The sequence below is a fragment of the Campylobacter sp. CNRCH_2015_1657 genome (assembly GCF_025772685.1).
Classification (GTDB): domain Bacteria; phylum Campylobacterota; class Campylobacteria; order Campylobacterales; family Campylobacteraceae; genus Campylobacter_D; species Campylobacter_D lari_D.
In genome coordinates this window covers 138512-165425 of the sequence record NZ_JAKMSO010000002.1, presented here as the reverse complement: position 1 = coordinate 165425, position 26914 = coordinate 138512, and the positions used below count along the sequence as shown (strand labels likewise).

The 26914-nt window shown below is 29.4% G+C and carries 23 protein-coding genes, 1 tRNA gene and 1 pseudogene; 22 read left to right on the top strand and 3 right to left on the bottom strand.

What is annotated here, in order from left to right:
* Position 1: 1 nt before the first annotated feature.
* Entirely contained in the window at positions 2-676 is a 675-nt protein-coding gene (locus L8X27_RS02560; protein ID WP_133319588.1) for a transcriptional regulator, read from the bottom strand.
* 167 nt (positions 677-843) lie between these two features.
* Here L8X27_RS02560 and L8X27_RS02555 point away from each other — a divergent pair, with 167 nt between their 5' ends.
* The 7 genes from L8X27_RS02555 to feoB all read left to right on the top strand — a co-directional run bounded on the left by L8X27_RS02555 (position 844) and on the right by feoB (position 8891).
* Positions 844-1206 (top strand): Rid family detoxifying hydrolase, encoded by a 363-nt coding sequence (locus L8X27_RS02555; RefSeq protein ID WP_044598311.1) that lies wholly within the window; start codon positions 844-846, stop codon positions 1204-1206.
* A gap of 3 nt (positions 1207-1209) precedes the next feature.
* Positions 1210-2649, top strand: coding sequence for a C4-dicarboxylate transporter DcuC (gene dcuC / locus L8X27_RS02550; RefSeq protein WP_263671062.1), 1440 nt, complete (start codon positions 1210-1212; stop codon positions 2647-2649).
* A 13-nt stretch (positions 2650-2662) separates the two neighbouring features.
* Positions 2663-3832: a cystathionine beta-lyase gene (gene metC / locus L8X27_RS02545; RefSeq protein ID WP_263671061.1), complete on the top strand. Its 1170-nt coding sequence runs from the start codon at positions 2663-2665 to the stop codon at positions 3830-3832.
* Between the two features lie 3 nt (positions 3833-3835).
* Positions 3836-5200, top strand: coding sequence for an adenylosuccinate lyase (gene purB, locus L8X27_RS02540; RefSeq protein ID WP_220566812.1), 1365 nt, complete (start codon positions 3836-3838; stop codon positions 5198-5200).
* Positions 5201-5206: 6 nt separating this feature from the next.
* Positions 5207-6547: an MmgE/PrpD family protein gene (locus L8X27_RS02535; protein ID WP_263671060.1), complete on the top strand. Its 1341-nt coding sequence runs from the start codon at positions 5207-5209 to the stop codon at positions 6545-6547.
* 92 nt (positions 6548-6639) lie between these two features.
* Positions 6640-6867, top strand: a complete 228-nt coding sequence (locus tag L8X27_RS02530) for a FeoA family protein (protein WP_039627920.1) — start codon at positions 6640-6642, stop codon at positions 6865-6867.
* On the top strand, positions 6867-8891 hold the full coding sequence (gene feoB / locus L8X27_RS02525; RefSeq protein WP_263681019.1) for a ferrous iron transport protein B: 2025 nt from the start codon (positions 6867-6869) through the stop codon (positions 8889-8891). Before L8X27_RS02530 ends, feoB begins: the two co-directional genes overlap by 1 nt.
* Before the next feature lie 15 nt (positions 8892-8906).
* On the opposite strand, the gene tenA is transcribed toward feoB, so the two are convergent.
* On the bottom strand, positions 8907-9572 hold the full coding sequence (gene tenA, locus L8X27_RS02520; RefSeq protein WP_220566815.1) for a thiaminase II: 666 nt from the start codon (positions 9570-9572) through the stop codon (positions 8907-8909).
* A 145-nt stretch (positions 9573-9717) separates the two neighbouring features.
* On the opposite strand from tenA, the gene acpP reads away from it, so the two are divergent.
* The 4 genes from acpP (at position 9718) to L8X27_RS02500 (ending at position 12273) form a co-directional block, all read left to right on the top strand.
* Positions 9718-9951 carry an acyl carrier protein gene (gene acpP / locus L8X27_RS02515; protein WP_039617517.1) on the top strand — a complete coding sequence of 78 codons (234 nt, stop codon included), beginning with the start codon at positions 9718-9720 and terminating at the stop codon, positions 9949-9951.
* A 26-nt stretch (positions 9952-9977) separates the two neighbouring features.
* Positions 9978-11192 (top strand): beta-ketoacyl-ACP synthase II, encoded by a 1215-nt coding sequence (locus tag L8X27_RS02510; RefSeq protein ID WP_263661895.1) that lies wholly within the window; start codon positions 9978-9980, stop codon positions 11190-11192.
* Position 11193: 1 nt separating this feature from the next.
* Complete coding sequence (locus tag L8X27_RS02505) at positions 11194-12129, top strand: acetyl-CoA carboxylase carboxyltransferase subunit alpha (RefSeq protein ID WP_173787044.1); 936 nt, start codon at positions 11194-11196, stop codon at positions 12127-12129.
* Between the two features lie 68 nt (positions 12130-12197).
* Positions 12198-12273, top strand: a tRNA-Phe gene (locus tag L8X27_RS02500).
* A 3-nt stretch (positions 12274-12276) separates the two neighbouring features.
* Here L8X27_RS02500 and L8X27_RS02495 read toward each other — a convergent pair.
* Entirely contained in the window at positions 12277-13074 is a 798-nt protein-coding gene (locus L8X27_RS02495; RefSeq protein WP_263681017.1) for a ferritin-like domain-containing protein, read from the bottom strand.
* Positions 13075-13155: 81 nt separating this feature from the next.
* Here L8X27_RS02495 and L8X27_RS02490 point away from each other — a divergent pair, with 81 nt between their 5' ends.
* The 11 genes and pseudogenes from L8X27_RS02490 (at position 13156) to L8X27_RS02440 (ending at position 26911) form a co-directional block, all read left to right on the top strand.
* On the top strand, positions 13156-13932 hold the full coding sequence (locus L8X27_RS02490) for an ABC transporter permease (protein WP_263681015.1): 777 nt from the start codon (positions 13156-13158) through the stop codon (positions 13930-13932).
* Positions 13929-14600: an ABC transporter ATP-binding protein gene (locus tag L8X27_RS02485; protein ID WP_220566820.1), complete on the top strand. Its 672-nt coding sequence runs from the start codon at positions 13929-13931 to the stop codon at positions 14598-14600. The genes L8X27_RS02490 and L8X27_RS02485 overlap by 4 nt, the downstream gene beginning before the upstream one ends.
* Positions 14590-15705: a capsule biosynthesis protein gene (locus L8X27_RS02480; RefSeq protein ID WP_263671056.1), complete on the top strand. Its 1116-nt coding sequence runs from the start codon at positions 14590-14592 to the stop codon at positions 15703-15705. Before L8X27_RS02485 ends, L8X27_RS02480 begins: the two co-directional genes overlap by 11 nt.
* A complete protein-coding gene (locus tag L8X27_RS02475; protein WP_263671055.1) occupies positions 15705-17348 on the top strand; it encodes a polysaccharide biosynthesis/export family protein in 1644 nt (547 codons plus the stop codon). The genes L8X27_RS02480 and L8X27_RS02475 overlap by 1 nt, the downstream gene beginning before the upstream one ends.
* A gap of 8 nt (positions 17349-17356) precedes the next feature.
* Positions 17357-18313 (top strand): KpsF/GutQ family sugar-phosphate isomerase, encoded by a 957-nt coding sequence (locus L8X27_RS02470; RefSeq protein WP_412175085.1) that lies wholly within the window; start codon positions 17357-17359, stop codon positions 18311-18313.
* Positions 18310-19176: pseudogene (locus tag L8X27_RS02465) on the top strand (galactosyltransferase-related protein); the annotation flags it as partial. The gene L8X27_RS02470 and the pseudogene L8X27_RS02465, both read left to right, overlap by 4 nt.
* Before the next feature lie 184 nt (positions 19177-19360).
* Positions 19361-20737 carry a glycosyltransferase family 2 protein gene (locus L8X27_RS02460; RefSeq protein WP_263681013.1) on the top strand — a complete coding sequence of 459 codons (1377 nt, stop codon included), beginning with the start codon at positions 19361-19363 and terminating at the stop codon, positions 20735-20737.
* A gap of 8 nt (positions 20738-20745) precedes the next feature.
* A complete protein-coding gene (locus L8X27_RS02455) occupies positions 20746-22761 on the top strand; it encodes a glycosyltransferase family 2 protein (protein ID WP_263671053.1) in 2016 nt (671 codons plus the stop codon).
* Complete coding sequence (locus L8X27_RS02450; RefSeq protein ID WP_412175084.1) at positions 22748-25642, top strand: glycosyltransferase; 2895 nt, start codon at positions 22748-22750, stop codon at positions 25640-25642. Before L8X27_RS02455 ends, L8X27_RS02450 begins: the two co-directional genes overlap by 14 nt.
* Entirely contained in the window at positions 25632-26339 is a 708-nt protein-coding gene (locus tag L8X27_RS02445; protein WP_263671051.1) for a cyclase family protein, read from the top strand. The genes L8X27_RS02450 and L8X27_RS02445 overlap by 11 nt, the downstream gene beginning before the upstream one ends.
* The gene (locus L8X27_RS02440; RefSeq protein WP_263671050.1) at positions 26339-26911 is read left to right on the top strand and encodes an SIS domain-containing protein; all 573 of its coding nucleotides are present in this window, start codon (positions 26339-26341) and stop codon (positions 26909-26911) included. The genes L8X27_RS02445 and L8X27_RS02440 overlap by 1 nt, the downstream gene beginning before the upstream one ends.
* Positions 26912-26914 lie beyond the last annotated feature (3 nt).

The following is a 26914-nucleotide window of genomic DNA, read 5'->3' as shown; positions in this document are numbered from 1 at the left end:
ATTAAAGGCTATTTTTAAATTTTTGCAAATATCTATAGACGCTAGGTTCTGATATATTAAGTGACTTAGCAACTATAGGTATACTTCCTTTTATATTAAAAATTCCCTTTGAATGAAGCTTTTTAATAATCTCATCTTTTTGTTCAGTGCTTAAGCTATATCCTGAATTTAAATATTTTAAGTCTATGTTTTCAGCTAGAATATCTTCTATAGAATGACTAAGTGTTTCTATATTACTCACATTGTGTAAATTTACATTGTTTTGATTGTGAATATCTAATAAATCACTAAAATCATTAATTTTTTCTAGTTCTATGATTTTACTAATAGCATTTCTAAGTTCTGTGGTGTCGTGATTTATACATAAAATTCCTACAATTTTATTTTGGTTTTTTATAAAAAAGGTTGATCCAGTAACGATCTTAGACTTTCCAACCTTTGCTTTGTAATCACATAAAAAATCTTTATTTAAATACTCTTTTTCTTGTACAAGCTCACTCGCAAAAGAGGTTAATGGAGAATTGATTGTCCTTCCGCTAATATGATTATTTGCAATGGCTGCTATATATGAACCCTCAGGTGAAATCACATGAAAAACTATTTCATACTGATCTCCAAGAACTTGCCCTAAAAATTGAGTGAGTTTGATAAATAATTCTTTTTGTTGTTCATCCATGATCTAGACCTTTTTGTTGTTTTTTGTTATTTTACAAAATATTTTCATCAAAGTTGTTAATATTTACAACAATAAAAAAAATTATTATTATGATAAAAAAATATTGACAATTTATTATTATGATGATAATATTATATTATGATTTCATTTAAACACAAGGAGTATACATGGCAAATTATCCAAAGGCTATAGGACCATATTCAGCTTATAGAGAAGCTAATGGTTTGTTATTTATTTCAGGACAACTTCCTATTAATCCACAAAGTGGAAACATAGAAAGTGAAGATGTAAAAGAACAAACAAGACAATCATTGTTAAATATCAAGGCTATATTAGAAGAAAATAATCTTTATTTTAATAATGTAGTTAAAACGACTTGCTTTTTGGCAAATATTGATGATTTTTTGGCTTTCAATGAGGTTTATTCTGAATTTTTCGCAGCTCCATATCCTGCAAGAAGTGCTTTTGCGGTAAAAGATCTTCCTAAGGGAGCAAAAGTGGAGATAGAGGTTATTGCTCATAAAGGATAGAGCATGTTGGGTTTATTTTTTGCAGGATGTTCTGTATTTTTACTTGTATTTATGCTCTATAAAAAAATCAACGCCCACATGGCGTTGCTTTTAAGTGGTTTATTCTTGTTAGCTTTAGCAGGAATTTTTGGACTTTCTCCTATCATTAGTGAAAAACAATCTTTACATTTAGGTCTTTTTGATATTTTCCAAGTAGTAAATACTAAAATGTCAAGTACTCTAGCAGGTCTTGGACTTACTTTAATGTGTATAGCAGGATTTTCTGCTTACATGGATCATGTAGGTGCAAGTTATGCTTTGTTTAAAGTATTTGAAAGACCTTTAAAAGCTGTGAAATCACCTTATGTTTTATTGTTGGTTTCATATTTTGTGATCCAGTTTTTAGTGCTTTTTATACCTTCACATGCAGGTTTAGCACTTTTGCTTATGGTTACAATGTACCCTATTTTAGTGCGCTCAGGTGTTTCTAAGCTTTCTGCGCTTTCGATTATTGCTATTTGTCAATACATTGACCATGGCCCAGGAAGTGGTAATGTAATTTTAGCTGCAAAAACAGCTGAAATTGATCCTGCGGTATATTTTGTGCATTATCAGCTTCCTACAACTGTGCCTATTATCATAGCAGTGGGTATTGCGATTTATTTTTGCTCAAAATATTTTGATAAAAAAGAAAATTTCATATTTAACCGTGATGATGTTGAAAAAGAATTAGCAGAACATGATGGCAAAAGTGAAGAGCTTAAAAAGCCACCTAGAATTTATGCGATTTTACCTATTATACCTTTAGTGTTAATTTTGGGCTTTAGTAGTGTTTTAGATAGCATTATGGTGTTAATGGGATTTACTACCATGGAAGAAGTTAAAGCAGCTTCATCTACTGCAATTAGAATGAATGTGCCAGTTGCTATGATGATTTCAACTTTTATAGCAATTATTTTTGAAATCATTCGTTATAAAAGTTTAATTGATACTTTAAATTCTATCATGGTATTTTTCAAAGGTATGGGACATTTGTTTGTAATCACGGTTTCTTTGATCGTTTGTGGCCAAGTTTTTGCAAGTGGCCTTTTATCGGTTGGTTTTGTAGATACTTTAATAGATTTTGCAAAAGATGCAGGTTTTGGAGTGCTTGCTATCATCATAGCAGTTTCTATTTTACTTGCTGTGTGCGCATTTTTAATGGGTTCAGGAAATGCAGCATTTTTTTCTTTTGCACCACTCATTCCAAATATAGCAAAATCTTTTGGAGTTGAAACTATAACTATGATAGCACCTATCCAAATCATGACAGGTTTTGGTAGATGTGTTTCACCTATTGCACCAGCTATTTTGGCAATTTCAGCTATGGCTAAAGTAAATCCATTGCAAGTTGTAAAAAGAACAGCTATTCCTATGCTTGTAGCTGCTATTGTTAATGTGATTATGACTTATGTTTATTTGTAAAAAAGGACTTAAAATGAATAATAAAACTAAATTAATCCACCTAGGAAGAGGCGATCAAAGCGCTGAAGCAAGATCAGTTAATCCAACCTTAATGCGTGCATCAACCATACTTTTTAAAGATCATGCTACTTGGCAAAAATACCGCGAGCTAAGAAAAAATGAGCGTGTTTTAAGTTATGGTGCTAGAGGAACAGCTACAAATTTTGAACTTGAAAAACTTATTTGTGAGCTTGAGGGTGGTTATAGAGCACAACTTTTCCCAACAGGGCTTGCAGCATTAGCTATGGTGCTTTTAAATTATGCTAGTAAAGATGCTCATTTTTTAATCACTGATGCTATTTATGGACCTGTTAGAACAATTTGTGATTTATTTTTAACTAAAATGGGTGTAGAAATTGACTTTTTAAAAGCTGATGCTTCTGATGTAGAGGAAAAAATCAAACCAAACACAAAATTAATCCTTTGTGAAAGTCCAGGTTCTATACTTTATGAAATCATAGACTTACCAAAACTTTGTGAAATTGCACACAAACATAACATACCAGTAGCGATTGATAATACTTATTCAAGTGGGTATTTTTTAAATCCGCTTGAGCTTGGAGTGGATATTTCAGTAATTGCAGCGACTAAGTACTTAAGCGGGCATTCAGATGTTACTATGGGTATAGTAGTGATTAATGAAAAAGAATGGAAAAATTTTGACAAATTACCAGAAGCTTTAGGATTTACTACAAGTCCTGATGATGCTTATTTAGTGCTTCGTGGTATGAGAACTTTAGATGTAAGAATGAGGGCTCATGAAAAAAGTGCAGATGAGGTAGTAGACTTTTTACAAAGTAGAAAAGAAGTTAAAACAATTTTTTATCCAAAATTAAAAACTCATCCAAACCATGAAGTTTTTATGCGTGATCATAAAGGCGCTAATGGTATGGTAACAATTGAATTTGCAGATGGCATTTCTAAAGAACAAGCCGTTAAATTTGTAGATAATTTAGAGTATTTTTCAATCGGTGCAAGCTGGGGTGGATATGAGAGTTTAGCTACTGTTACTACTCCGCCAAGAACAGCAACAGATTGGAGTGCTAGAGGGCCTTTTGTGAGATTTCATATAGGTCTTGAAGATAGTAAGGATTTGATTGCTGACTTAAAACAATCATTTGAAAAAATAAATTTTAAAGGATAAAACATGGGTGTGAGTGTATTTGATATGAGGTTGCTTCAAGATTCTTGGAGCACTCCTGCAATGAGAGCTATTTTTAGCGAGGAAAATAGGATTCAAAAATGGCTTGATGTAGAAGCTGCCCTAGCAAAAGCTCAAGCAAAACTTGGCATTATCCCTAATGAGGCAGCTACAGAAATAGCTAAAAAAGCGCATTATAAATTTATGGATATGGATTTTATTTTTGCTGAGTTTAAAAAGACTAAACACCCTTTAGTGCCTACTGTTAGAGGTTTGGAAAAAGCTTGCGAAAATGGTCTTGGCGAATATGTGCATTTTGGTGTAACAACACAAGATATCATTGACACAGGCATAGTTTTACAATTTAAAGAAGCTATGGCTTTAATCAAACAAGATTTAAAAGATATAGCTAAAAATTTAGCAAAAATCGCAAAAGAGCATAAGAACACTGCAATGATGGGAAGAACCTTAGCTTTACAAGCTTTACCTATAACTTTTGGACACAAAGTTGCAATTTGGCTAAGTGAGCTTAATCGTCACTATGAAAGAATTATCGAACTTGAAAAAAGATTATATGTAGGATTAATCGTAGGTGCAGTAGGAACCAAAGCAAGCTTAAGTGACAAGGCTAATGAAGTAGAAAAACTTACTTTAGAAAGCTTAGGTTTAGAAGTTCCTGACATCTCATGGCAGCCAGCAAGAGATCGTTTTATTGAGCTTGGTTATGTTTTAGGTAATATCAACGCAACCTTTAACAAAATTGCACATCAACTTTTAATCTTAGCTCATAATGAAATCGATGAAATTGCTGAACCTTTTGGAAAAGGTCAAGTAGGAAGTTCTACTATGCCTCATAAAAGAAATCCCGCAGTAAGTGAAAACGCAGTGACTGTAAGTAATGCCCTAAGAGCTAATATTGCAATTTTAAGCGATATAGAAAGACATGAGCATGAAAGAGATGGTCAAGTTTGGAAAATGGAATGGAAGCTTTTACCAGAAGCATTTTTAATGCTTTCAGTGGTATTAGCAAATATGAAATTTGTCTTTGATGATTTAGAAGTTAAAAAAGACAAAATGTTAAAAAATCTTGATACGCTTAATGGCTTTGTATTGGCAGAACGCGTGATGTTTGCTTTGAGTGATCATTATGGTAAGCAACATGCACATGAAATTGTTTATGAAAATGCTATGAGAGGTATAGAAAATCATAAAACTTTTAAAGTTGTTTTACTTGAAGATGAGCGTGTAAGTAAGGTTTTAAGTGAAAAAGACATTGATGTTTTAATGGATGCTACAACTTATGTAGGTTATGCACCAAAATTAGTTGATGAGTTCTTAGAAAAAATCGCTAATGCACCAATTCTAAAGTAGGAAAAAATGTATTTAAGTGAAAAACTAGCCGAATTTATCGTAAATTTAGACTATGAAGCTATCCCTAGTGAAGTAAAGCAAAGAGCAAAAGAGCTTATGCTTGATGCACTAGGAACAGCCCTAGCTGCTAAAAATGAAGCTTGTGTTTTAAATGCAACTAAGGCTTTTGAAGCTTTAAGTGTAAATCCTAGTGAAAAAATTTGGAGTGGGGGTAAAAAGCTTGATGTAATTTATGCTGCGATGGTAAATGCTATTGCAGCGCATGCCCTTGATTTTGATGATACTCATACTGAAGCTATTTTGCACGCTAGTGCTATTTTAACTCCACTTTGTTTAACTTATGGATTTAGTGTAAGTAAAGATGGAAAGAAAGTTTTAAAAGCCTTTATTATTGGTTGGGAAATTGCTGCTAGAGTGGGTATAGCAAGCAAAGGAAGTTTCCACAAATGCGGCTTTCATACTACAGCTATAGCAGGAATTTTTGGTAGTGTGGCTGCAAGTTGTGTTTTGCTTGATTTAAACAAAGAACAAATCATCAATGCACTAGGTTTAGCAGGAAGTTTTGCAAGCGGGGTAAATGAATTTTTATCTAATGGGTCTAATTCTAAAGTTTTACACATAGCTAATGCTTTGAAAAATGGAATTTTAGTAGCAAATTGCGCAAAAGCTAATATGAGTGGTCCTTTGAGTATATTTGAAGGAAGGGATAATGTCTTTAGAACTTTTGGCTTAGAAGATGAATGTGATAAAAATGAACTTTGTAAGGGTTTGAATGAAATTTGGCAAGTAATGCAAGTTTCGTTAAAACCTTATCCAAGTTGTCATTTTGCACACGGGCTTATTGATTGTGCTATGAGTTTAAGAAATGATGGCTTAAAAGCACAAGATATCAAAAGTTTGCATTGCTTTGTAGATGAGGTGCCAATTTCATTTATTTGTGATCCAATAGAAGCAAAATACACTCCACAAAGTGCTTATGCGGCCAAATTTTCCATGCCTTTTTTAATGGCCTTGGCATTTTTTGATGGCAAAATTACTTTAAAATCTTATGAAAATTTAAATAGAGCTGAACTAATAGAATTTGCTAAAAAAATTAGCTATGAGAAGAAAAAATCTAGCGGTTTCCCTAAATACTTTCCAGGACATTTAGAAGCTGTTTTAAATGATGGAAGAGTAATTAAAAAAGATGTGTTTATAAATAAAGGAAATTTTGATAATCCTTTAAGTTTTGATGAATTAAAAGATAAATTTCTTTCTAATGCTAGCATAGCACTTTCTTTAGAAAAGGCTGAGGAATTAGTCAAAAAGCTTCAAAATTTAGAAAATCTAAATGATTTTGATTTCTAGCAATCTCATTTTTTGAGATTGCTTATTATTTTAAAAAATAAATAATTGAATTTTTTATATAATGTCTTATCTTAGTTTTTGTAAGGAAAAACATGACTTTAGATACATTAAAAGACAATGAAGAAGCCTTTATAGTAGGCTTTGAAGCAGATAAACAACTCCAAGCAAGACTTTTTAGTTTTGGTTTTGCAAAAAACAAAAAAGTTAAAAAAATTCGCTCTTCTATAGCAAATTCTACTATTATGGTAGAACTTGATACAACTTGCGTGATTTTACGCTCAAGTGAAGCAAAAATAATACAAATTTCAAAAGAGTTTTAATGAAAGAAATCATCGTTGCTTTAGTAGGTCAGCCAAATGTTGGTAAAAGTTTATTAATTAACGCACTTTGTAAAGCTAATATGAAAGTTGGAAATTTTAGCGGTGTTACAGTTGAAAAGGCTGAGGCTAGATTAGTTTATAAAAATTATGAGTTTAAATTTATAGATTTACCAGGAACTTATGCATTAGATGGTTATAGTGAAGAAGAAAAAATTACAAAAGATTTTTTAAAAAAGGGTAAATTTGATCTTGTAGTAAATGTGCTTGATTCTACAAATTTAGAGCGTAATTTGATTTTGAGCGCATCTTTAATAGAAGCTAAAATCAAAATGATTATGGCTTTAAATATGCAAGATGAAGCTAAAAATGAAGGTTTTAGTATAGATTTTAAAATTTTATCCCAACTTCTAAATACACCTTGTCTTGGCGTGTGTGCTAAAACTAAAGAAAATCTAAATGCACTTTTGGATTTAATCATTTCAACCCATGAAGCTAAATTTGAAGCTAAAGAGCGTGTTTATAGCGATATCATAGAAGAAGAACTTGCAAAAATAAGTGAATTTTTAAATCAAAATGAAATTACTTATTTAGATTTTTCTACAAAAGATTTGGCACTTGCTTTACTTAAAAATGAAGCCAATATAGTCATTTCGCACGCTTTGAGAAAAATACTTGATGAAGCTTTAGAAAAAATTTATATGGCATATCATAGCAAAGATATGGAAAGTATTTTTAAAGAAGAGCTGATTGCTTTTGCAAATGGTATATGTGTTAAGGTTTTAAGCAAGAGTGTTAAGTATAAAAATCATACCAAAGAAATAGATTCTATTTTAATTAATAAATTTTTAGGAATTCCTATATTTTTGTTTTTTATGTGGGCTTTATTTCAACTAACCTTTACTTTAGGGCAAATTCCTATGGATTATATAGAAATGTTTTTTGCTAATTTAGGTGATATGGTAAAAAATAATATTAGCAATGAATTTATCGCTTCAGCCTTAGCTGATGGTGTTTTAGGTGGGGTTGGTGCGGTTATAACTTTTTTACCAAATATTATGATTTTATTTTTTGGTATAGCCTTGCTTGAAACAACTGGATATATGGCTAGGGTTGCATTTTTATTAGATGGAATTTTATACAAATTTGGCTTACATGGTAAAAGTTTTATCCCTTTAATCACGGGTTTTGGCTGTTCAGTACCTGCATTTATGGCTACAAGAACTTTAAAAAATAAAAAAGATAGACTATTAACTCTTTTTATTATTAATTTTATGAGTTGTGGCGCAAGACTTCCTGTATATGTGCTTTTTGTTGGAGTGTTTTTTCCTGCTGATGTGGCGGGAAATTATCTTTTTGGGATTTATCTTTTGGGTGCGTTTTTGGGTTTGATTGCAGCTAAGATTTTAAGAATGAGCGCTTTTAGAGGACAAGATGAACCTTTTGTAATGGAAATGCCAAAATATAGAATGCCAAATTGGAATTTGGTATGGTTTATGGTGTTTAACAAAGCCAAAATGTATTTAAAAAAAGCAGGAACATTTATTTTGATAGCTTCTTTGCTTATTTGGTTTGCGAGTAATTTTCCTGCACAAGAAAATAATACTCAAGATGCTTTAACTCAAGAGCTTCAGATAGAAAATAGTTATCTTGGACAATTTGGCAAAGCAATAGAGCCTATTTTTGCACCACTTGGCTTTGATTGGAAACTTAGTGTATCTTTGGTAAGTGGTTTAGCAGCTAAAGAAGTGATGATTTCTACTATGGGCGTGCTTTATTCTTTAGGCGATGAAGTTGATGAGACAAGTTTAAATTTACAAGAGGCTATAAAAGAAAACATCCCTTTTAGCACAGCAGTAGCTTTTATACTTTTTGTTATGATTTATAATCCTTGCTTTGCAGCAACTATAGTTTTTGCTAAAGAAGCAGGAAATAAAAAGTATGCATGGTATCTTTTTATATTTACATCTTTATGTGCATATTTGGTTGCTTTTGTAGGGATTAATATTGCTAAATTGATAATTTAATCATCTTTATGATGATTAAATTTCCATTTTTTGCTCTAAAGAGTGTTGCCAAAAGGCCGCTTCAAGTCTTATAGTAGTATAAAAAATTTCGTTTAATTTTTTAAATTTTTCTTCACTAATGCTATTTGTATAAGAATTAAAAAAGTCTTTAAATTCTTTAATTTCATCTTGAAATTCTTTACCTGCATAGGTTAAAATCCACTCTTTGTAAGGATGATTTTCTAAGCTTTTTTCATTAAGTCCTTTATAAATTTCTTCCCCTATATATGCATAACCTATAGCACAAGCACTCAAAGCACACAGCATATCCAAATAATCTCCATTTTGTCCCACACTTAGTAAGTATCTTGTATAAGCAATATTAGTTAAACTTTCATCTTTATAGTCAAGTTTTTCTACATCAATGCCCAGTTTTAAAATACTTCTGTGAAGTTCCAATTCTCCTTCTAAAGTGTAGTTTTGATTTTTAATAGCAAATTGAATTTCTTTAGCGTTATTTGCATTTAAAGCAAGCAAAGCATAGCATTTTGCATAATTATTTAAAAAAATATAATCTTGTTTAAGATAAAACAAAAATGTATCTTTTTCTAAAGTACCATTTTGAAGTTTTTTTACAAATTCATGATAGATGTATTGCTCCCAAGTTTTTTTATTTTCTTTTATAAGTTTATCCAAAAGCATAAATTTCCTTTGCTAAAATTTAAGCTTTTATTTAAACACAGATAATTAAATTTTTCGTAATAATCTTTAATTTTTAACTTTTTAAACAAGAAATTTATTTTTTTATTGTAAAATGCGTTTTAATTTTTTAAACTAGGAGATAAAAATGGCAATTTTTGATGATGTAAAAAAAGTAGTTGTTGAGCAACTTAGTGTTGATGAAGATGCAGTTAAAATGGAATCTAAAATCATTGAAGATTTGGGTGCTGACTCTTTGGATGTTGTTGAATTAGTTATGGCTTTAGAAGAAAAATTTGATGTGGAAATTCCAGACAGTGATGCTGAAAAACTAGTAAAAATTGAAGATGTTGTTAATTATATAGAAAATCTTCAAAAATAATTTTAATTTTTAATAAGGAGTGCGGTTTGAAACGCGTTGTAGTAACAGGTATAGGAATGATCAATGCTCTTGGCTTAGACAAAGATAGCTCATTTAAAGCAATTTGTGATGGCAAAAGTGGCGTTGATAAAATCACCCTTTTTGATACCACTGATTTTCCAGTGCAAATTGCTGCTGAAGTAAAAAATTTTGATCCTTTAAGTGTCTGTGATGCTAAAGAGGTTAAAAAAATAGATCGTTTTATACAACTTGGTATTAAAGCAGCAAGAGAAGCTATGGAAGATGCTAAATTTGATGAAACTTTAAACAAAGAAGAATTTGGTGTAGTTTCAGCAGCTGGTATAGGTGGTTTACCAAATATAGAAAAAAATTCCGTTACTTGCGCACAGCGTGGACCACGCAAAATAACTCCTTTTTTCATACCATCAGCTTTAGTTAATATGCTTGGTGGGATTATTTCAATCGAGCATGGATTACAAGGACCAAATATCTCATGCGTGACTGCTTGTGCAGCAGGAACTCATGCTATAGGCGAAGCTTATAAAAGCATAGCTTTAGGCAATGCGGATAAAATGCTTGTAGTAGGTGCTGAAGCAGCCATTTGTGCTGTGGGTATAGGTGGCTTTGCTGCTATGAAAGCTCTTTCTACTAGAAATGATGATCCAGCTAAAGCTTCAAGACCATTTGACAAAGAAAGAGATGGTTTTGTAATGGGTGAGGGTGCTGGTGCTTTAGTGTTTGAAGAGTATGAGGCTGCTAAAAAGCGTGGAGCTAAAATTTATGCTGAGTTGGTAGGTTTTGGCGAAAGTGCGGACGCACATCATATCACTTCGCCTACTTTAGAAGGGCCATTGCGTGCTATGAAAAAAGCTTTAAAAATGGCAGGAAATCCAAAAGTGGATTATATTAATGCACACGGAACTTCTACTCCGGTAAATGATAAAAATGAAACGGCAGCTATTAAAGAACTTTTTAAAGATCAAATTCCTTTAGTTAGTTCTACAAAAGGTCAAACAGGCCATTGTTTGGGTGCTGCTGGTGCTATTGAAGCTGTTATTTCTTTAATGGCACTTGATCAAGGTGTATTACCGCCAACTATCAATCAAATCGTAGCAGATGAAAATTGCGATCTTGACTATATACCAAATACTGCAAGAAAAAGCGAAGTTAATGTTGTAATGAGCAATTCTTTTGGTTTTGGTGGAACAAATGGTTGTGTGATTTTCAAAAAAGTAGATTAATATGGCTTCTTATTTAGATTTTGAAAAAAATATTCAGCAAATTGATGAAGATTTAGCAAATGCTAAAATCAAAGGTGATGATGAAGCAGTAAAAATTTTAGAAAAAAACCTTGAAAAAGAAACTCAAAAAGTTTATAAAAATTTAAGCGATTACCAACGCTTACAGCTTGCAAGACATCCTGATCGTCCTTATGCGCTTGATTATATTCAAGCTATACTAAGTGATGCTTATGAAATTCATGGTGATCGTGCTTTTAGAGATGATCCTGCTATTGTGTGTTATGCAGGTTATATAGGTGGGAAAAAAGTTATTGTTATAGGTGAGCAAAAAGGTAGAGGTACTAAAGATAAACTTCATAGAAATTTTGGTATGCCTCATCCTGAAGGTTATAGAAAAGCTCTAAGAGTAGCAAAAATGGCTGAAAAATTTGACATACCGGTATTGTTTTTAGTGGATACTCCGGGTGCTTACCCAGGAGTGGGTGCTGAAGAGCGTGGTCAAAGTGAGGCTATAGCTAGAAATTTATATGAGTTAAGCGCCCTTAAAACAATCACTATAGCAGTAGTTATAGGCGAAGGTGGAAGTGGTGGTGCTTTGGCTATAGGAGTAGCTGATAAACTTGCTATGATGAAAAATTCAGTTTTTTCTGTGATTTCACCTGAGGGTTGTGCTGCTATTTTATGGAATGATCCATCAAAAAGTGAAGCTGCTACTAAGGCGATGAAAGTAACTGCTGATGATTTAAAAACTCAAGGTTTAATAGATGATGTTATCGAAGAGCCAATGAGTGGAGCTCATAGAGATAAAGAAAACGCGATTAAAAATTTAAGTGATTATGTCTTAAAAGCTATAGAAGAGTTAGAACAATACGATAAACGCGAATTAGCTGCATTAAGAATGCAAAAAATCTTTAAATTTGGAGCTTTTGCTGAATGATTTGCATTTTTATGCAAATTTCAACTTTTTTTAAAAAAACTATTGTATAATTACAACTTCAATTCAGTGGTTGGATAGCTCAGTCGGTAGAGCAGCAGACTGAAAATCTGCGTGTCGGCAGTTCGATTCTGCCTCTAACCACCATCTTTATTTTCTATTATAAAAATCATCTAATTTTTGAAGTTCATTTTCGTTAAACCCTGCTTGTATTCTAGCTGTTTTGTTATATACTTTTCCTAAAAGATTAAATTCTTTATATTTGGCACAAAGATCAAGGTAATCGTCATTTTCATTTTTTGCATAATTCCACCAAAAATCTCCTTTATTTACATGTTTAATCTCATCATTTAATATAATGGTGAAAATTTCACTAAATAAACTTTTTATAGGATGATTAGTTGTGTTTAATTTTTCTAAGACAAAAGGATTGGCATCAAGTCCTTTTGCTTCAAGTCCTCTATGTACTATGCCCATTCTATGAGCAAGATTATCTTTGGTTAAAAATAAGGCTTTTTCAAGATTATCATGAGCATAGAAATTTCCATATTTAAAACCAAGTTCATTTAAAGTTTTTTCTAAAAGTAAAAAATGCTTAATTTCCTCATCAGCTACTTCAAGCCAATCTTGATAAAATTTCAATGGCAAATTTTTAAATCTATAACTAGCATCTAAGGCCAAATTTATAGCACTATATTCTATATGTGCAACTGAATGTAATATTTTAGCTAAAGATAAAGTACTATTTGCTTCTTTTGGACGCCTTATTTTCATAGGATGAAGGATTTTAACTTGTGAGTTTTCACAAATGATCGCTTCATGGGAATGATTAAAATCATATAAATTAGCTTTAAAATTTTCATAAAATTCATTAAATAATTCAATCTTTTTGAAAATATCTTTATGATATAAAATTTTTTCTAATTCCTCAAAAAAATTTCTTTTCATTTTTAAACCTTGTTAAATATTATATAAGATAAAAAAGTATAATATAAAAATTTTGAAAATTTAAAAAGGTTTGCTAAAAATATGTTTAATGTCATACATGCTCTTTTTTTTAGAGAGTTAAAGACAAGATTTGGTATTAATAAATATTTGGGCTATTTTTGGGTAATCGGAGAGCCTATGATGGTAGTTTTGGTAATCACTTCTATTATAACAGCTATTAGAGAATTTCATCATCAAATCATGCCTGAAGGTGTTTCTATCTTTTTGTTTTTAGCAGTAGGAATTATACCTTTTTTTATGTTTAGAAGTATTATTACTCAGCTTTTAAATGGCATAAGTGCTAATCTAGCTCTTTTTGCTTATAAACCTATTCGTCCCATACATGTTTTTATTGCAAGAGCACTGCTTGAGTTTTGTATTTATTTTACTATTTTTATTTGTGTAATGTTTTTGGCAGGTTGGTTTTTACATATGCAAGTTATACCTAAGCATTTTTTAGAAGTGATGTTTTCATTCTTTTTGCTTGTAATATTTGGCTTTGCTATGGGGATGTGTTTTGCTATAGCAGGACATTTTGCAGAGCCTTTAAAAATGGCTTTAAATTATTTGAATATAGTTTTATACTGGACAGCTTTGGTGGTATTTCCTATATGGATAGTTCCAAAACCTATTTTAGACATTTTATATTACAATCCACTTTTACATATTATGGAACTTTTAAAATATAATTTTTTTCAAAATTATCCATTGCTTGATGATTATAATTACTATTATCCTATTGCATGTTTAAGTGTGATTTTGTTTTTGGGATTGTTTTTTTATTATTTTACTAGAGAAAAGTTGATAGCGGTGCGATGATAAAATTAGTTAATTTAACAAAATCTTTTCCTTTACGCAATGGTGAAAGGCATTATGTTTTTAAAAACTTAAGTTTTGAGTTCCCTGAAAATTGCAGTATAGGTTTAATGGGACGCAATGGTGCTGGAAAATCAACCTTAATGAAACTTTTAAGCGGCTCCTTGCTTCCTGATAGAGGTAAGATTATAACTAATAAAAAACTATCTTGGCCATTAGGCTTAGCAGGTGCGTTTCAACACAGACTTTCAGCAAGAGATAATGCACGCTTTGTGGCTAGAGTATATGGTTATAAAGGAAAGGCTTTAGAGGAAAAGATTAAATTTGTTGAAGATTTTGCTGAACTTGGAAAATTTTTTGATGAGCCTATGAATACTTATTCAGCAGGTATGAGTGCTAGAATATCTTTTGGCTTAAGTATGGCTTTTGATTTTGATTATTATTTAATTGACGAAGCAGGTGCTGTGGGAGATCCTAAATTTAGAGAAAAAAGCTCTAAAATCTATAAAGAAAAATTAAGTAGGTCAAAAGTTATCATGGTTTCACACAATGTAGCTGAAATTAAACAATGGTGTGATAAAATTATATTCATGCAAGATGGACAAGCTACTATATATGATGATGTAGATGAGGGTATAGCGGTGTATCAAGGAAAAATAAATGCAAAATGAGTTATTAAAAAAACTTAAAAATTTAGAAATATTTAATTCTTTTAAAATAGTGTTGATTTTGACAGTATTTGTTGTATTCTATTATGTTTTTATAGCAGCAAATCGCTATGTGAGTGAAAGTGTTTTAAGTGTGAAATCAACGACAGGAGATAGCGGAGCTATTACTGGAATTGCCGCATTTTTGACTAATAATTCTTTTTCAAGCGAGGATATTAATTATTTAAAATCTTATATTCATTCTTTAGATATGTTAAATATCTTAGAAGAAAAAGTTCAAATTCGTGAGTTATATCAAAAACAAAAACTTGATTTTTTTTATAGTGTTTCCTCATCAGCCAATCAGGAAGAGTTTTTAAAGTATTATCAAAACCGTGTTAAAATTACTCAAGAAAACTCAGCTAATGGGCTTTTGCGTGTAGAAGTTGAAGGTTTTGACCCACAAAGTGCACATTTGATAGCTTCAACTATAGTTAAAGAAAGTGAAAAATTTATCAATGAAATTTCACACAAAGCCGCAAGAGATCAAATGCAATTTGCCGAAGAAGAACTTTTGCAGTTTAAAAAAAGATATCAAAAGGCTAAAGATGAGCTTTTAGCTTTTCAAAACAAATATGGAGTATTTGATCCACTCAAACAAGCAGAAGGCACTCTAAAACTCATAGCTGAACTTGAATCAAAAATAGCAGCCAAAGAAGCTGAGCTTTTAATGATGCAAAGTTATATAAACGATAATGCACCACAAATTGTTACTATAAAAAGTGAAATCACAGCTTTAAAAAAACAACTTCAAAAAGAAAAATCCAAAGTTTCATCCCCAAAATCCTCTCAAAAACTCAACGATCTTGCAGCTAAATTCCAAGATCTAACCATAGAAGCAGGTTTTGCAGAAAGTGCTTACACAGCTGCATTAAAAGCTTATGAGAGTGCTAGGATAGAAGCTTTAAGAAAGATAAAGCAGGTGGTTATAGTGCAAAGTCCAAGTTTACCTCAAAGTGCTAAATACCCAGAAGCTTTGTATAATATACTCACAGCTTTTATGATTTTATCTTTGATTTATGGAATTGTTAAATTTATTAAAATGATTATAGAGGAGCATAGATACTAATGAGAAAGATATTTTTATTTTTACTTTTACCTTTGTTTTTATTTTCAGCGGTAGATGTTTCTCAAATCGCAAAAACACAAGCAGATAGTATAAAGCAAATTCAAGATAAAGAATTTTTACAAAGTGATTTAAATAAAACAGCAATTATAAATGCTAAAGTTTTTGGTGCACATTTGTTTAATGGAAACTTTACTAAATTTACCCAACATGTTTATAATCCTGATTATAAACTAGCAGTAGGCGATAGGATTAATGTAAAAATTTGGGGTGCGGTAGAGTTTATACAAACCTTAACAGTAGATTCTCAAGGAAATATTTTCATACCAAAAGTAGGTGCTATTAATCTTTTGGGTGTGAAAAATAGTGCTTTGGTACAAGTTATTACAAAAGCTATTAATAAAATTTATAAAAGCAATGTCTATGTATATGCAGATATGGATATTTATCAAAATGTATCAGTTTTTGTTACAGGAAATGTGAATCAACCAGGCCTTTATCAAGGGTTAAGTTCAGATTCTATTATACAGTATTTAGATAAAGCAAGTGGAATTAATTTAGAATATGGTAGTTTTAGAGATATCCAAATTTTAAGAGATAATAAAGTTATTAAAAAAGTAGACTTGTATGATTTTTTACTTAAGGGTCAGCTTGATCTTTTTCCTTTTAGAATGGGTGATGTGATTTTAGTGGGTAGTGTGCAAAAGTATGTTTTTGTAGAAGGGGATGTACAAAAACCTTTTAGATTTGAACTAAGTAATGATATTTTAAATTTAGAAGATATAGCCAAAGTTGCAGGAGCTAAACCTATAGTAACTAATGCTGTGGTAAAAAGCTATAGGGATGATCATAAATTACATGTGGATGCTTACAGCAAAAGGCAGTTTTTAGGTGTGAAGTTATATAATGGTGATGAGATAGAGTTTAGACCTGATTATACTGCGCAAAATATTAGTATTAGTATAGAAGGTGAGCATAGTGGTTTGCACTCAGTAGTGATAAAAAAAGGCACAACCTTGGCTGAACTTGCTAAAATGATTATAGTTAATGATCAATCAAACATTAACGCTTTACAGGTTTTTAGAAAAAGTGTAGCAGCTACTCAAAAACAACTTATTGAAGCCCAACTTAAAGAGCTTGAAACACTAGCTCTAACAAGCTCTTCGGTTAATGCTGAGCAAGCTAGCATTAGAGCTACTCAAGCTAAAACAATTTTAGAATTTATTGCGCGTGCAAAACAAGCTCAACCAAAAGGACAAATCGTTATAGACAATGTCAAAGCGTATAATTCTATAGTATTAGAAGAAGGTGATGTGGTAAATGTACCTAGTAAAAATAATCTTGTCTTGGTTCAAGGTGAAGTTTCTATACCAGGTGCATTTGTATATATGGATAAAGAAAAATTAAGATATTATATTAACCTAGCGGGTGGTTTTAGCGATAGGGCTGATATATCAAGAGTTTTAGTAATTAATGCTAATGGTAAAGCAACTAAATACAGCGGTAGAAGTTCAGCAGATATAAAAGCAGGAGATTCTATTTTAGTTTTACCAAAAGTAGATAGTCAAAATCTCCAAATTTTTAGCATGCTAACACAAATTTTATATCAAATAGCTATTGCAACTAATGTAGTGTTAAATATATAGGAATTTAGATGAGTCAAATAGATGCGATTAAAATAGCCAAAGAAGTTTTTGAGATAGAGTCAAAAACGATTTTAGACTTATGCGATAATTTAGATGAAGGTTTTAATAAAGCCATTGAGCTGATTTTATCTATCAAAGGTAGATGTGTAGTAAGTGGAATGGGTAAGTCAGGTCATATAGGAGCCAAGATAGCTGCGACCTTAGCTAGCACGGGTACCCCGAGCTTTTTTATGCATCCAGGTGAAGCATTACATGGAGATCTTGGTATGCTTACAAGCGAGGATGTGCTTTTGGCTATTTCAAATTCAGGAGAAACTGAAGAGGTTTTAAAACTCATACCAGTGATTAAAAAAAGAAAAATTCCTTTGATCGTCATGGCAGGAAATCAAAACTCTACCCTAGCTAAACAAGCAGATATTTTTATAAATATAGCAGTAAAAAAAGAAGCTTGTCCGCTTCAACTTGCTCCAACTTCTTCTACTACGGCTACCTTAGCGATGGGTGATGCTATAGCAGTAGCTTTGATGAGAGCGAGGAATTTTAGACCTGATGATTTTGCTTTATTTCATCCAGGGGGAAGTTTAGGTAGAAAGCTTTTAACTAGGGTGGGTGATTTGATGGTGTCAAATAATCTACCCATGGTAAGCCCTGAGAGTGAATTTAATGAGTTAGTTGATGTGATGACTAGTGGCAAGTTAGGACTTTGCATAGTACTTGAGAATAAAAAACTAGTTGGAATCATCACAGATGGAGACTTAAGAAGAGCATTAAGAGTAAATGATAAACCAAGATTTGATTTTAAAGCTAAAGAAATCATGAGTGAAAAACCTAAAACTATAGAGGCAAGTGCTATGGCAAGTGAAGCAGAAGAGCTTATGCTAAAACATAAAATCAAAGAAATAGTTGTCACTCAAGATGAAAAAATAGTAGGTATTATACAACTTTATGCGATAGGAAATGTGTGAAGCTTTCTATTGTTATACCTTTTGGTTTAAGTAAAGAAAGAATTTATATAAAAGATCGTGTTAGTCAAAAATCATGCGAGTTTAAAAGTGATGATAGAGTTGAATATATTTTTGTTGAAGGATATTCTTCTTTAGAAAATGATTTAAAGTGTATCATCGAAGAAAATGGGCATATTTATCTTAAAGATGAAAGTCAAAAGGAATTTTTCTCACAAGGAAAATGTCGTAATCTCGGTGCATCTTTTGCAAATTCAGATGTAGTGATGTTTTTAGATGTGGATTGTTATTTTTCTACAAGATCTCTTGAGCTAATTTTACAGCTTATAGATATAAAAAATATCGCACAAAATATTAATGAGTTTTTAGTGCTTCCTGTTGTTTATCTTAGTAAAGAAGGCGGTGAGTTTATTTACACGCAAGAAAAAGATTTATGGGATGGTTTAATTAAGAATGATTTAATTAGCGGAAAAAGAGAGTGGATTAAATTTTATTCTTTAGTTTCAAGTAGTGTGGTTTTAAATAAACATAAATTTTTAAGTCTTGGCGGATATAGTGAGGCTTTTATAGGACATAGTTATGAGGATTTTGATTTTTTAGCAAGACTTATTTATAGTGGAGTTGAATTTCAAAAAATTCCAAAAGCATTGCCTTATGATGAGGCAAATTGGGAGTTGAGTTCATTTAAGGGTTTTAGAGTTTGGTTTTCTTTGTTAGGCGAAGAAATGAGTTTTCATGGAGTTTATATGTATCATTTTTATCATGAAGAACCAAATCAAAATGATTATATGAGTAACCGCCGAAAAAATCATAAACTTTTTTATAAAAACTTATCTAATATAAAAAACTATCATTTAAAATCTTTGCTTGATAAACATATCATAGAATATAATAAATTTAATTTCACAAAAAAATATATTCCTTTGAAATCTTTAGTTTATACTAGATATTTATATGAAATCAAGCATTTTAATGTATTGAATGTTTTTAATTGTTTTTTGGTAAAAATATCTCACACTAAAGTTTATAGATTATTAAAAAAGAAGTTAAATGCAAACTAAAACCATCGGTGTAGTAATCCCCATATATAATGTAGAAAAATATTTAAAAGAATGTTTAGATAGTGTAATCAATCAAACCTATACTAACTTAGAAATCATACTAGTAAATGATGGTAGTACAGATGAAGACTCACTCAATATTGCAAAAGAATACACTTTAAAAGATAAAAGAATCACTCTTTTTGATAAAAAAAATGGTGGTTTAAGCAGTGCTAGAAATGTAGGTATAGAATATTTTAGTGGAGAATATAAACTCAAAAACAAAACTCAAACTATAAAAGAAAATTCTTTAATAGAATTTAATATAGAAGGTAATAATCCTTATGAAATATACACTGTATATAAAAGCTATAAAGCTTTTAATGATGAACAAGATTTAACTAGCTTTACTTATCCTATTATAGATTATATTATCTTTTTAGATTCTGATGATTATTGGGAATTAAACTGCATAGAAGAATGTGTACCTAGAATGGATGGGGTGGATGTATTGTGGTTTGATTTTAAATTTTTATACGAGACTAAAAAAAGAGACAACAAAAGCCAGATGTTTTATTTTGGATACAATGATGAAAAAATTATTACACCAAGAGAATGGTTGAAAAGAGCTAAGGAAAAAAAACTTTTTTATTTTTGGTTTGCTTGGCAAGGTATGATCAATTTTAATTATCTTAAAAAAATAAAATTAAAATTTATTGATGGAATTTTTGCGGAAGATTGTCATTTTGGAGTGATATTGTTTGCTTTATGTGAAAATATTTACATCCTTCCAAGGCGATTTTATATATATCGCATAAGGGAGTCAAGTTTAATGAATTGCTCTAAGAAAAAATATAATATACATCCTAGTTCTTATTTAAAACAAATTGATGTTTTTCAAAATGAAAATATAACAAGAAATTACCATGAAGCGGCAAGCTGGGCACAAATAGCATTAAAATTTATAAAATTTATTAATTCAAATCATTATTTTGGTGAGGATATAAAAACACATTTTTTACCAGTGGTTTGCAATAAAGCTTTAACTTTGCAAATATTTAATAAGGACCCTTTATTTTATAAAAAGAATATCAAGATACTTAAGCAATATATTCAAAATCAACCTTTAGGTGCAGTTGAAAGAGTGAAAGGTTATTTTGTTTATAAAATGCTCAAACAAGTATCTAAAAATAATGGAATAAAAAAAATTTTATTACCATTTAAGATAGCTTATTTGAGTTTTGATTTTTATAAAAATAGGAAAAGATATAAAAAGGATATTAAAAAAGATTTATCAAATAAAAAATTACCATTAGAGTATTACAAAGATTATCAAAAAGCAATTAAAATAAAAAACAAACTAGAACAGATTTGTTATATCGATTAGGAAGTGAAATGTTATTTATGAAAAAAGACAAATACGACAAACCGCTTGTGAGTGTTATAATGCCTACTTTTAATAGACAAAACTATATAGGTTTTGCTATAGAATCAATTTTAAGTCAATCATATCTGAATTTCGAATTTATTATTATTGATGATTGTTCAACTGATGCAACATATAATATAATTCAAGAATATGCCAAAAACGATAAAAGAATTGTTGTTTTAAGAAATGAAAGAAATAGAGGAATTGTTTATTCGCTAAATAAATGCATGGGGATATGTAAGGGAAAATATATTGCTAGAATGGATGATGATGATATATCTTTACCAGAAAGAATAGAAAAACAAGTTGATGCTATGGAAAGAGATAATAGTATTGTTGTTGTTGGGTGTTATTTTAAACCTATAGGTGAAGATACAGAGTTTTTTGGTAATTGGGTAAATGTCTATGAGTATGATATGATCAAGTTAAAAATGATGTTTGAATGTTCTATATGTCATCCTACAGTTATGATTAGAGCTGAATTTTTAAAAAATCATAATTTAGCTTATTCTTATAAATATCAGTATGCAGAAGATTATAAGCTATGGACTGATATTATTCAAAAAGGTGGTAAAATTATTAATATTCCAGAGACTTTATTATTATATAGAATAAGTAATTTTAGCATTAGTAGGAATAAATTGACATCCAGATTGCAACGGCATAATTCCAAGTTAATAGCAAAACATTATAGACAATTTATCTTAGGCGATACAATTAAAAATACTCATTTGATAGAGAAATGCTCTCCATTAGAATTTTGTAAAAAACAGTATGTTTATAAATTAATAGAAGAAATGCAAACTAATGGTTGTCAACTAGATAATGAAAAAATCCAAGAATTTATGCAGTATTTTTGTGGCTCAGATTCAAATATTCATGTTTGTTTTATATATAAAAATATGCAATTATATGATCTTGTTGGTAGTATATTTTCTATTTTAAATAATTCTATCTCACTTGATCATTTTTGTTTCTATATCTTACACGAAGGGGATTTTTTAAATGAGCAAAGTATTTTACATCTTCGAAAAATTAAAGATTTTGAAATCAAAATAATTGATATTAGAAATTATAAAAGCAATTTTAAAAGTTTTTATTTTAAATGTTTGTACACTTTAAAATACATAAATGTCAAGAAATGTATTTTAATTGATTCTAAGATTATAGCCAAGGATAGTTTAAATCAAATGTGGAATATAGACCTTGAAGATAAAGCAATTGCGGCCGTTGCTGTTCAAAATCAACTTAAATCCGATTTTATATATAGAGAATTTATGCATAAGAATTATTTTGAGAAAAATATATTGATAGTTAATTTAGAGCGTTTGTTTGGGGATAATCTATTGAATAAAATATTATTTTTAGAAAATACTATTTTTATTGAAAATGATTTAATTTCCAAAGATGAAGTTATAATGAATATTGTGTATTATAATCATTGGAAAAATATTTCTCTACGGTATAATATTTATAATCAGCTGTATTTAAATAAAATGAAACTTTATAATGTGCAGCCTGTTTTGATTAGCTATTTAAAATCAAATTCTTGTAATGATAATTTTTTTATTAGTTATGTTAAAGAAAATCATTGTGAATATATAAAGCAGTTTTTAGAGTATGATATAAATAATAACGAATACACTAGCGCAGTAGATGTTGTTAAAAATAGTCTTTCTTATAAAATAGGTTTAAGAATAATACAATCAAAAACAGTTGGTAAAATTTTAACCCTCCCTTTTTCTTTAATCAATATTATTTATCAAGATCATATTGAAAAAAAGATTGGAGATAAACTTAAATCAATAAATGTCAATTTTGGGAATCAAAGTATAGATGAGTGTTATGACTTTATCGAGAGCGAGAAAATTAAACGGCATTTAGCTTATCAACTAGGTGAATGTTTTTTAAAACATCCTATTATGTTTATATTTTACTCTGTAAAAATTTATATTAAATGGAAAAATAATGAGGGGAGATAAAATAATAAAATTACATGATAAGAAGGTTTCGATTGTTTTTTCTGTTGATGAAAAATATCTCCAATATGTTTCTGTTGCTATAAATTCTTTAGTGAAAAAAAGTACAAAGTGTTATATATATGATATTTATATTATTTATACAGGTATTGAGTTAAATAGGTTACACAAATTAAAAAAAATAACTAAATCAAGAAGTAATATAATTATTAATTTTGTTGATATAAAGTATTATTTGGAAGATGCAATTAAACAACATGGTAATATTTTTTATGAAAAATCCTACTTTACAACAGCTATGTACTATAGATTTTTTATTCCTAAAATTTTTTATAATTTTGATAGAGTAGTATATTGTGATAGTGATATGCTTTTTAAGAAAGATATATCCGAGTTGTTTCATATAGATTTAAAGGGTAATGCGATAGCAGCTTGTAAAGACATTGCAGTTTTATATTCTTATAGAAAAAGAAGTGAAATATGGCAGCAAAATATCGGATTAAACCTTGATAAAATAGGACTTTTTTTAGTTCCTAATTATATTAATTCAGGGTTAATTATATTTGATATTAATAAATGTAATAAAATTCAATCTGTTGATCGGTGTTTAAATGTTCTTAAAAATTTTAATAATTTATATTTACCAGATCAAGATGTTTTAAATATTGTATTTCAAAATAATATCTATTTTTTGCATTTAAAGTGGAATTTTTTATGGACAATTGACATAGAATGCAAACAAAAACCATTGTATTTATCTCAGCAAGCTATAAAAGAAATCAATGAAGCAAAAACAGATCCTGGTATAATTCACTATATATCTGAAACAAAACCTTGGAAAGATAAAAATAAATTTTTTTCAGAATGGTGGAAAATTGCTCATGAAAGTATATTTTATGGTGAAATATTATATAGTAAATTAGCAATTCAAAATAGCTATATAAATATAGCACAAAATGATTATATATATGTTGATATTTTGGATTACTTGTTATTGCTTCCATATTTTAATTTAGATGATTTATACAGATTTATAGAACAAGTGTATAGTCTTGAAAATTTTGTTTTATATAGAAAACGAGCAATTAATCAAGCTACGGTTTTTTATCAAAAGAAAACATTCTTTTTGAGCAATGAAGAAATTTATTTTTTTATGATAAAAGAATTTGCACATATTAAAGATGTAGAAGAGAGATTAATTAAACAGTGTTCTTATCTAAATCAAGAGTTGTTTCAAATCCTAAAATTCTTAGATAGCTTAGGGAAAAAGATAATTTTAATCAATAATAGCGTATATTCAAAACAAGACATTACTGAAGTATTACAAAAGAATGGTTTTGATTTTTATGAAGATATTTATTCTGCGGAAAGTTTTCAAGAAAAAGATCATGATGTATTTTTATATTTTGGAAAATTTTTATTTGATATTCAAAGAATTGATCCTAAAAAATATCATTTTAGATATGCTAGCCCTAAAGATGAATTTTTAAAACACAACCCTAAGCTATGTATGATTTATAATAATGAAAGCTTAGAGGCGAGTATTGTTTTAGGATTGTATATAAAAAAATGGATTTTAAACGATAAATATATTGATAATTATTGGGAAGTTTTTGGTTATTTTTATGGTGGGCCGCTTTGCTATGGTTTGGCTAGTTTTGTATATAACCAAGCAATTAAAAATGATTTAAAAGAATTTGTTTTTGTTGCGAGAGATGGTTATGTTATTGAAAAAATTTTTAACTTTTTACAACAACAGTTTAAAACAAATATCAGGACTGAATATGTATATGCCTCGAGAGCTTTAAAGATTTTATCGGATATTGATTTGAGAGCAGATGACTTGCCTTGGGATAATAAAATATCAAGTTTATTTGATTTGTGCGTTGAAGCGTTAAGTAGTTTTAAAAAGTATAAACACAAAGTGTTATCTAAAAAAATACAACTAGATTTACTTAGATCTAATTTGTATACTATTAGAAAATTATCTATTGAAATTGAAAAGTCATTTGTTAAGTATATAGATAATTTTAGTTTTAAACAAGGTAAAATAGGAATTTTTGATTTTGTTTCTTTTGAATTTAGTTCTTTGAGAATTTTGCGGTCTGTTTTAAAGAAGAATTTTTTTTATGCATATTATTTTTATATAATGCCAAATGCTAAAAAGACTTTTTTGTTTAACTTTGCTAAGACATGTTCTTATTCACCGGTATTTTTTAAAAATCATCTTATCGGAGAATTTTTAGTAACAGCACCGGAATTACCTATAAGTTTTATTAAAGATGAGCAGATAAATAGAGTATATAATACATACGAACGACACAAAGTTGAAATTTATAAGATTATTTCTAAATATGAATTGGAATTTTCAAGGGATTTAATTTCAACATTTGGAGATTTTAAAATATCTTTTAGAAGTAGCAAGGTGATTGAGATAATAAATTGTTTTATTGATAATATGGATTATAAAGATAGATATTATTTTAAGGATATATATCATTCTGAAAATAGTGCTCACACTAAATATGTAAAAATTTTTAACGAATACACTAGCGCAGTAGATGTTGTTAAAAATAGTCTTTCTTATAAAATAGGTTTAAGAATAATACAATCAAAAACAGTTGGTAAAATTTTAACCCTCCCTTTTTCTTTAATCAATATTATTTATCAAGATCATATTGAAAAAAAGATTGGAGATAAACTTAAATCAATAAATGTCAATTTTGGGAATCAAAGTATAGATGAGTGTTATGACTTTATCGAGAGCGAGAAAATTAAACGGCATTTAGCTTATCAACTAGGTGAATGTTTTTTAAAACATCCTATTATGTTTATATTTTACTCTGTAAAAATTTATATTAAATGGAAAAATAATGAAAAATAGTTTTTTATATGATGCGGATCAGTGGCTTTGTTTATCCTACGCGTTTAATTCAAAAAGGAAATTCTATAAAGATAAAACGGGGATTGTAAACAATAAGGAGGCGTACTCTCAAGGGTTTATCAATAGAGAAACAGATTTTTTTCTTAATTCGCATATGAATACACATATTGATTTTCCTGCTCATTGTATTAAATCGGGAAATTTTGGCGAGGAATATCCTATAAATTTTTTTTATTCCCGAAAAGTTGATGTAGTTTTTTTTGATTTAATTAAAGATGTAGATCCAAAATTAACTTGCGAACATTTTTGTAAAAATAACATGATTTCAAACCAAGTGGAAATCTTGCTAATAAATACCAATTTTCATACTATTAGGGATAGTATGCAATATATTTGGAATTCTCCTGTAATTAGTCAAGATTTACCATTATTTTTGAAAAAGCAATATCCAAAATTAAGAATTGTAGGTTTTGATATTATTTCTTTAACATCTCAGCTTGATCGAAGTGAAGGTAAGATGTGTCATTTTAATTTTTTAAGCAATAGTGGTGGCAGAGAGATATTGGTGGTAGAAGATATGTATTTTGGCTGTTTAAAAAGAAATGTTATAATCGATGAATTGTTTATTGCACCCTTTTATTATGAAAAAATGGATGGAGCATTGTGTACTGCAATGGCAAAATGTAGGAGGAAATAATGAAAAATATAAAAGATTTTACAGAGGAATATATTTTAAAATTAAATCAATTGTTAAGTGAAATTGATGTGAATATTGTTGCTGATATTGTTAATTTATTTGAACAAGTTTCAAAAAATAAAAACACGATTTATATTATAGGAAATGGAGGTAGTGCAGCTACTGCTTCGCATTGGGCGAATGATTTTTCCGCTGGATTAAAAAGAAGAAATATATTAAGTATTAATATAAAAAGTTTAGCTGATAATGTACCAGTTTGCACAGCTATAGCAAATGATATAGGATATGAGAATATTTTCAAACTCCAATTACAAGATGTATTAAAAAAAAGTGATGTTCTTTTTGCTATATCTTGTAGTGGAACTTCACCAAATATTATTAATGCAGTAAAGTATGCAAAAGAAGTTGGTGCAACGGTAATAGGAGCCACAGGATTTGATGGTGGAGATTTGTTAAAGCTATCTGATATTAAATTTCATGTTCAAACTCCTAAAGGTGAATATGGACTGGTAGAAGATGTGCATATGATTCTTGATCATATTATATATTCATATTATATGCAAAAGGCGTAATTT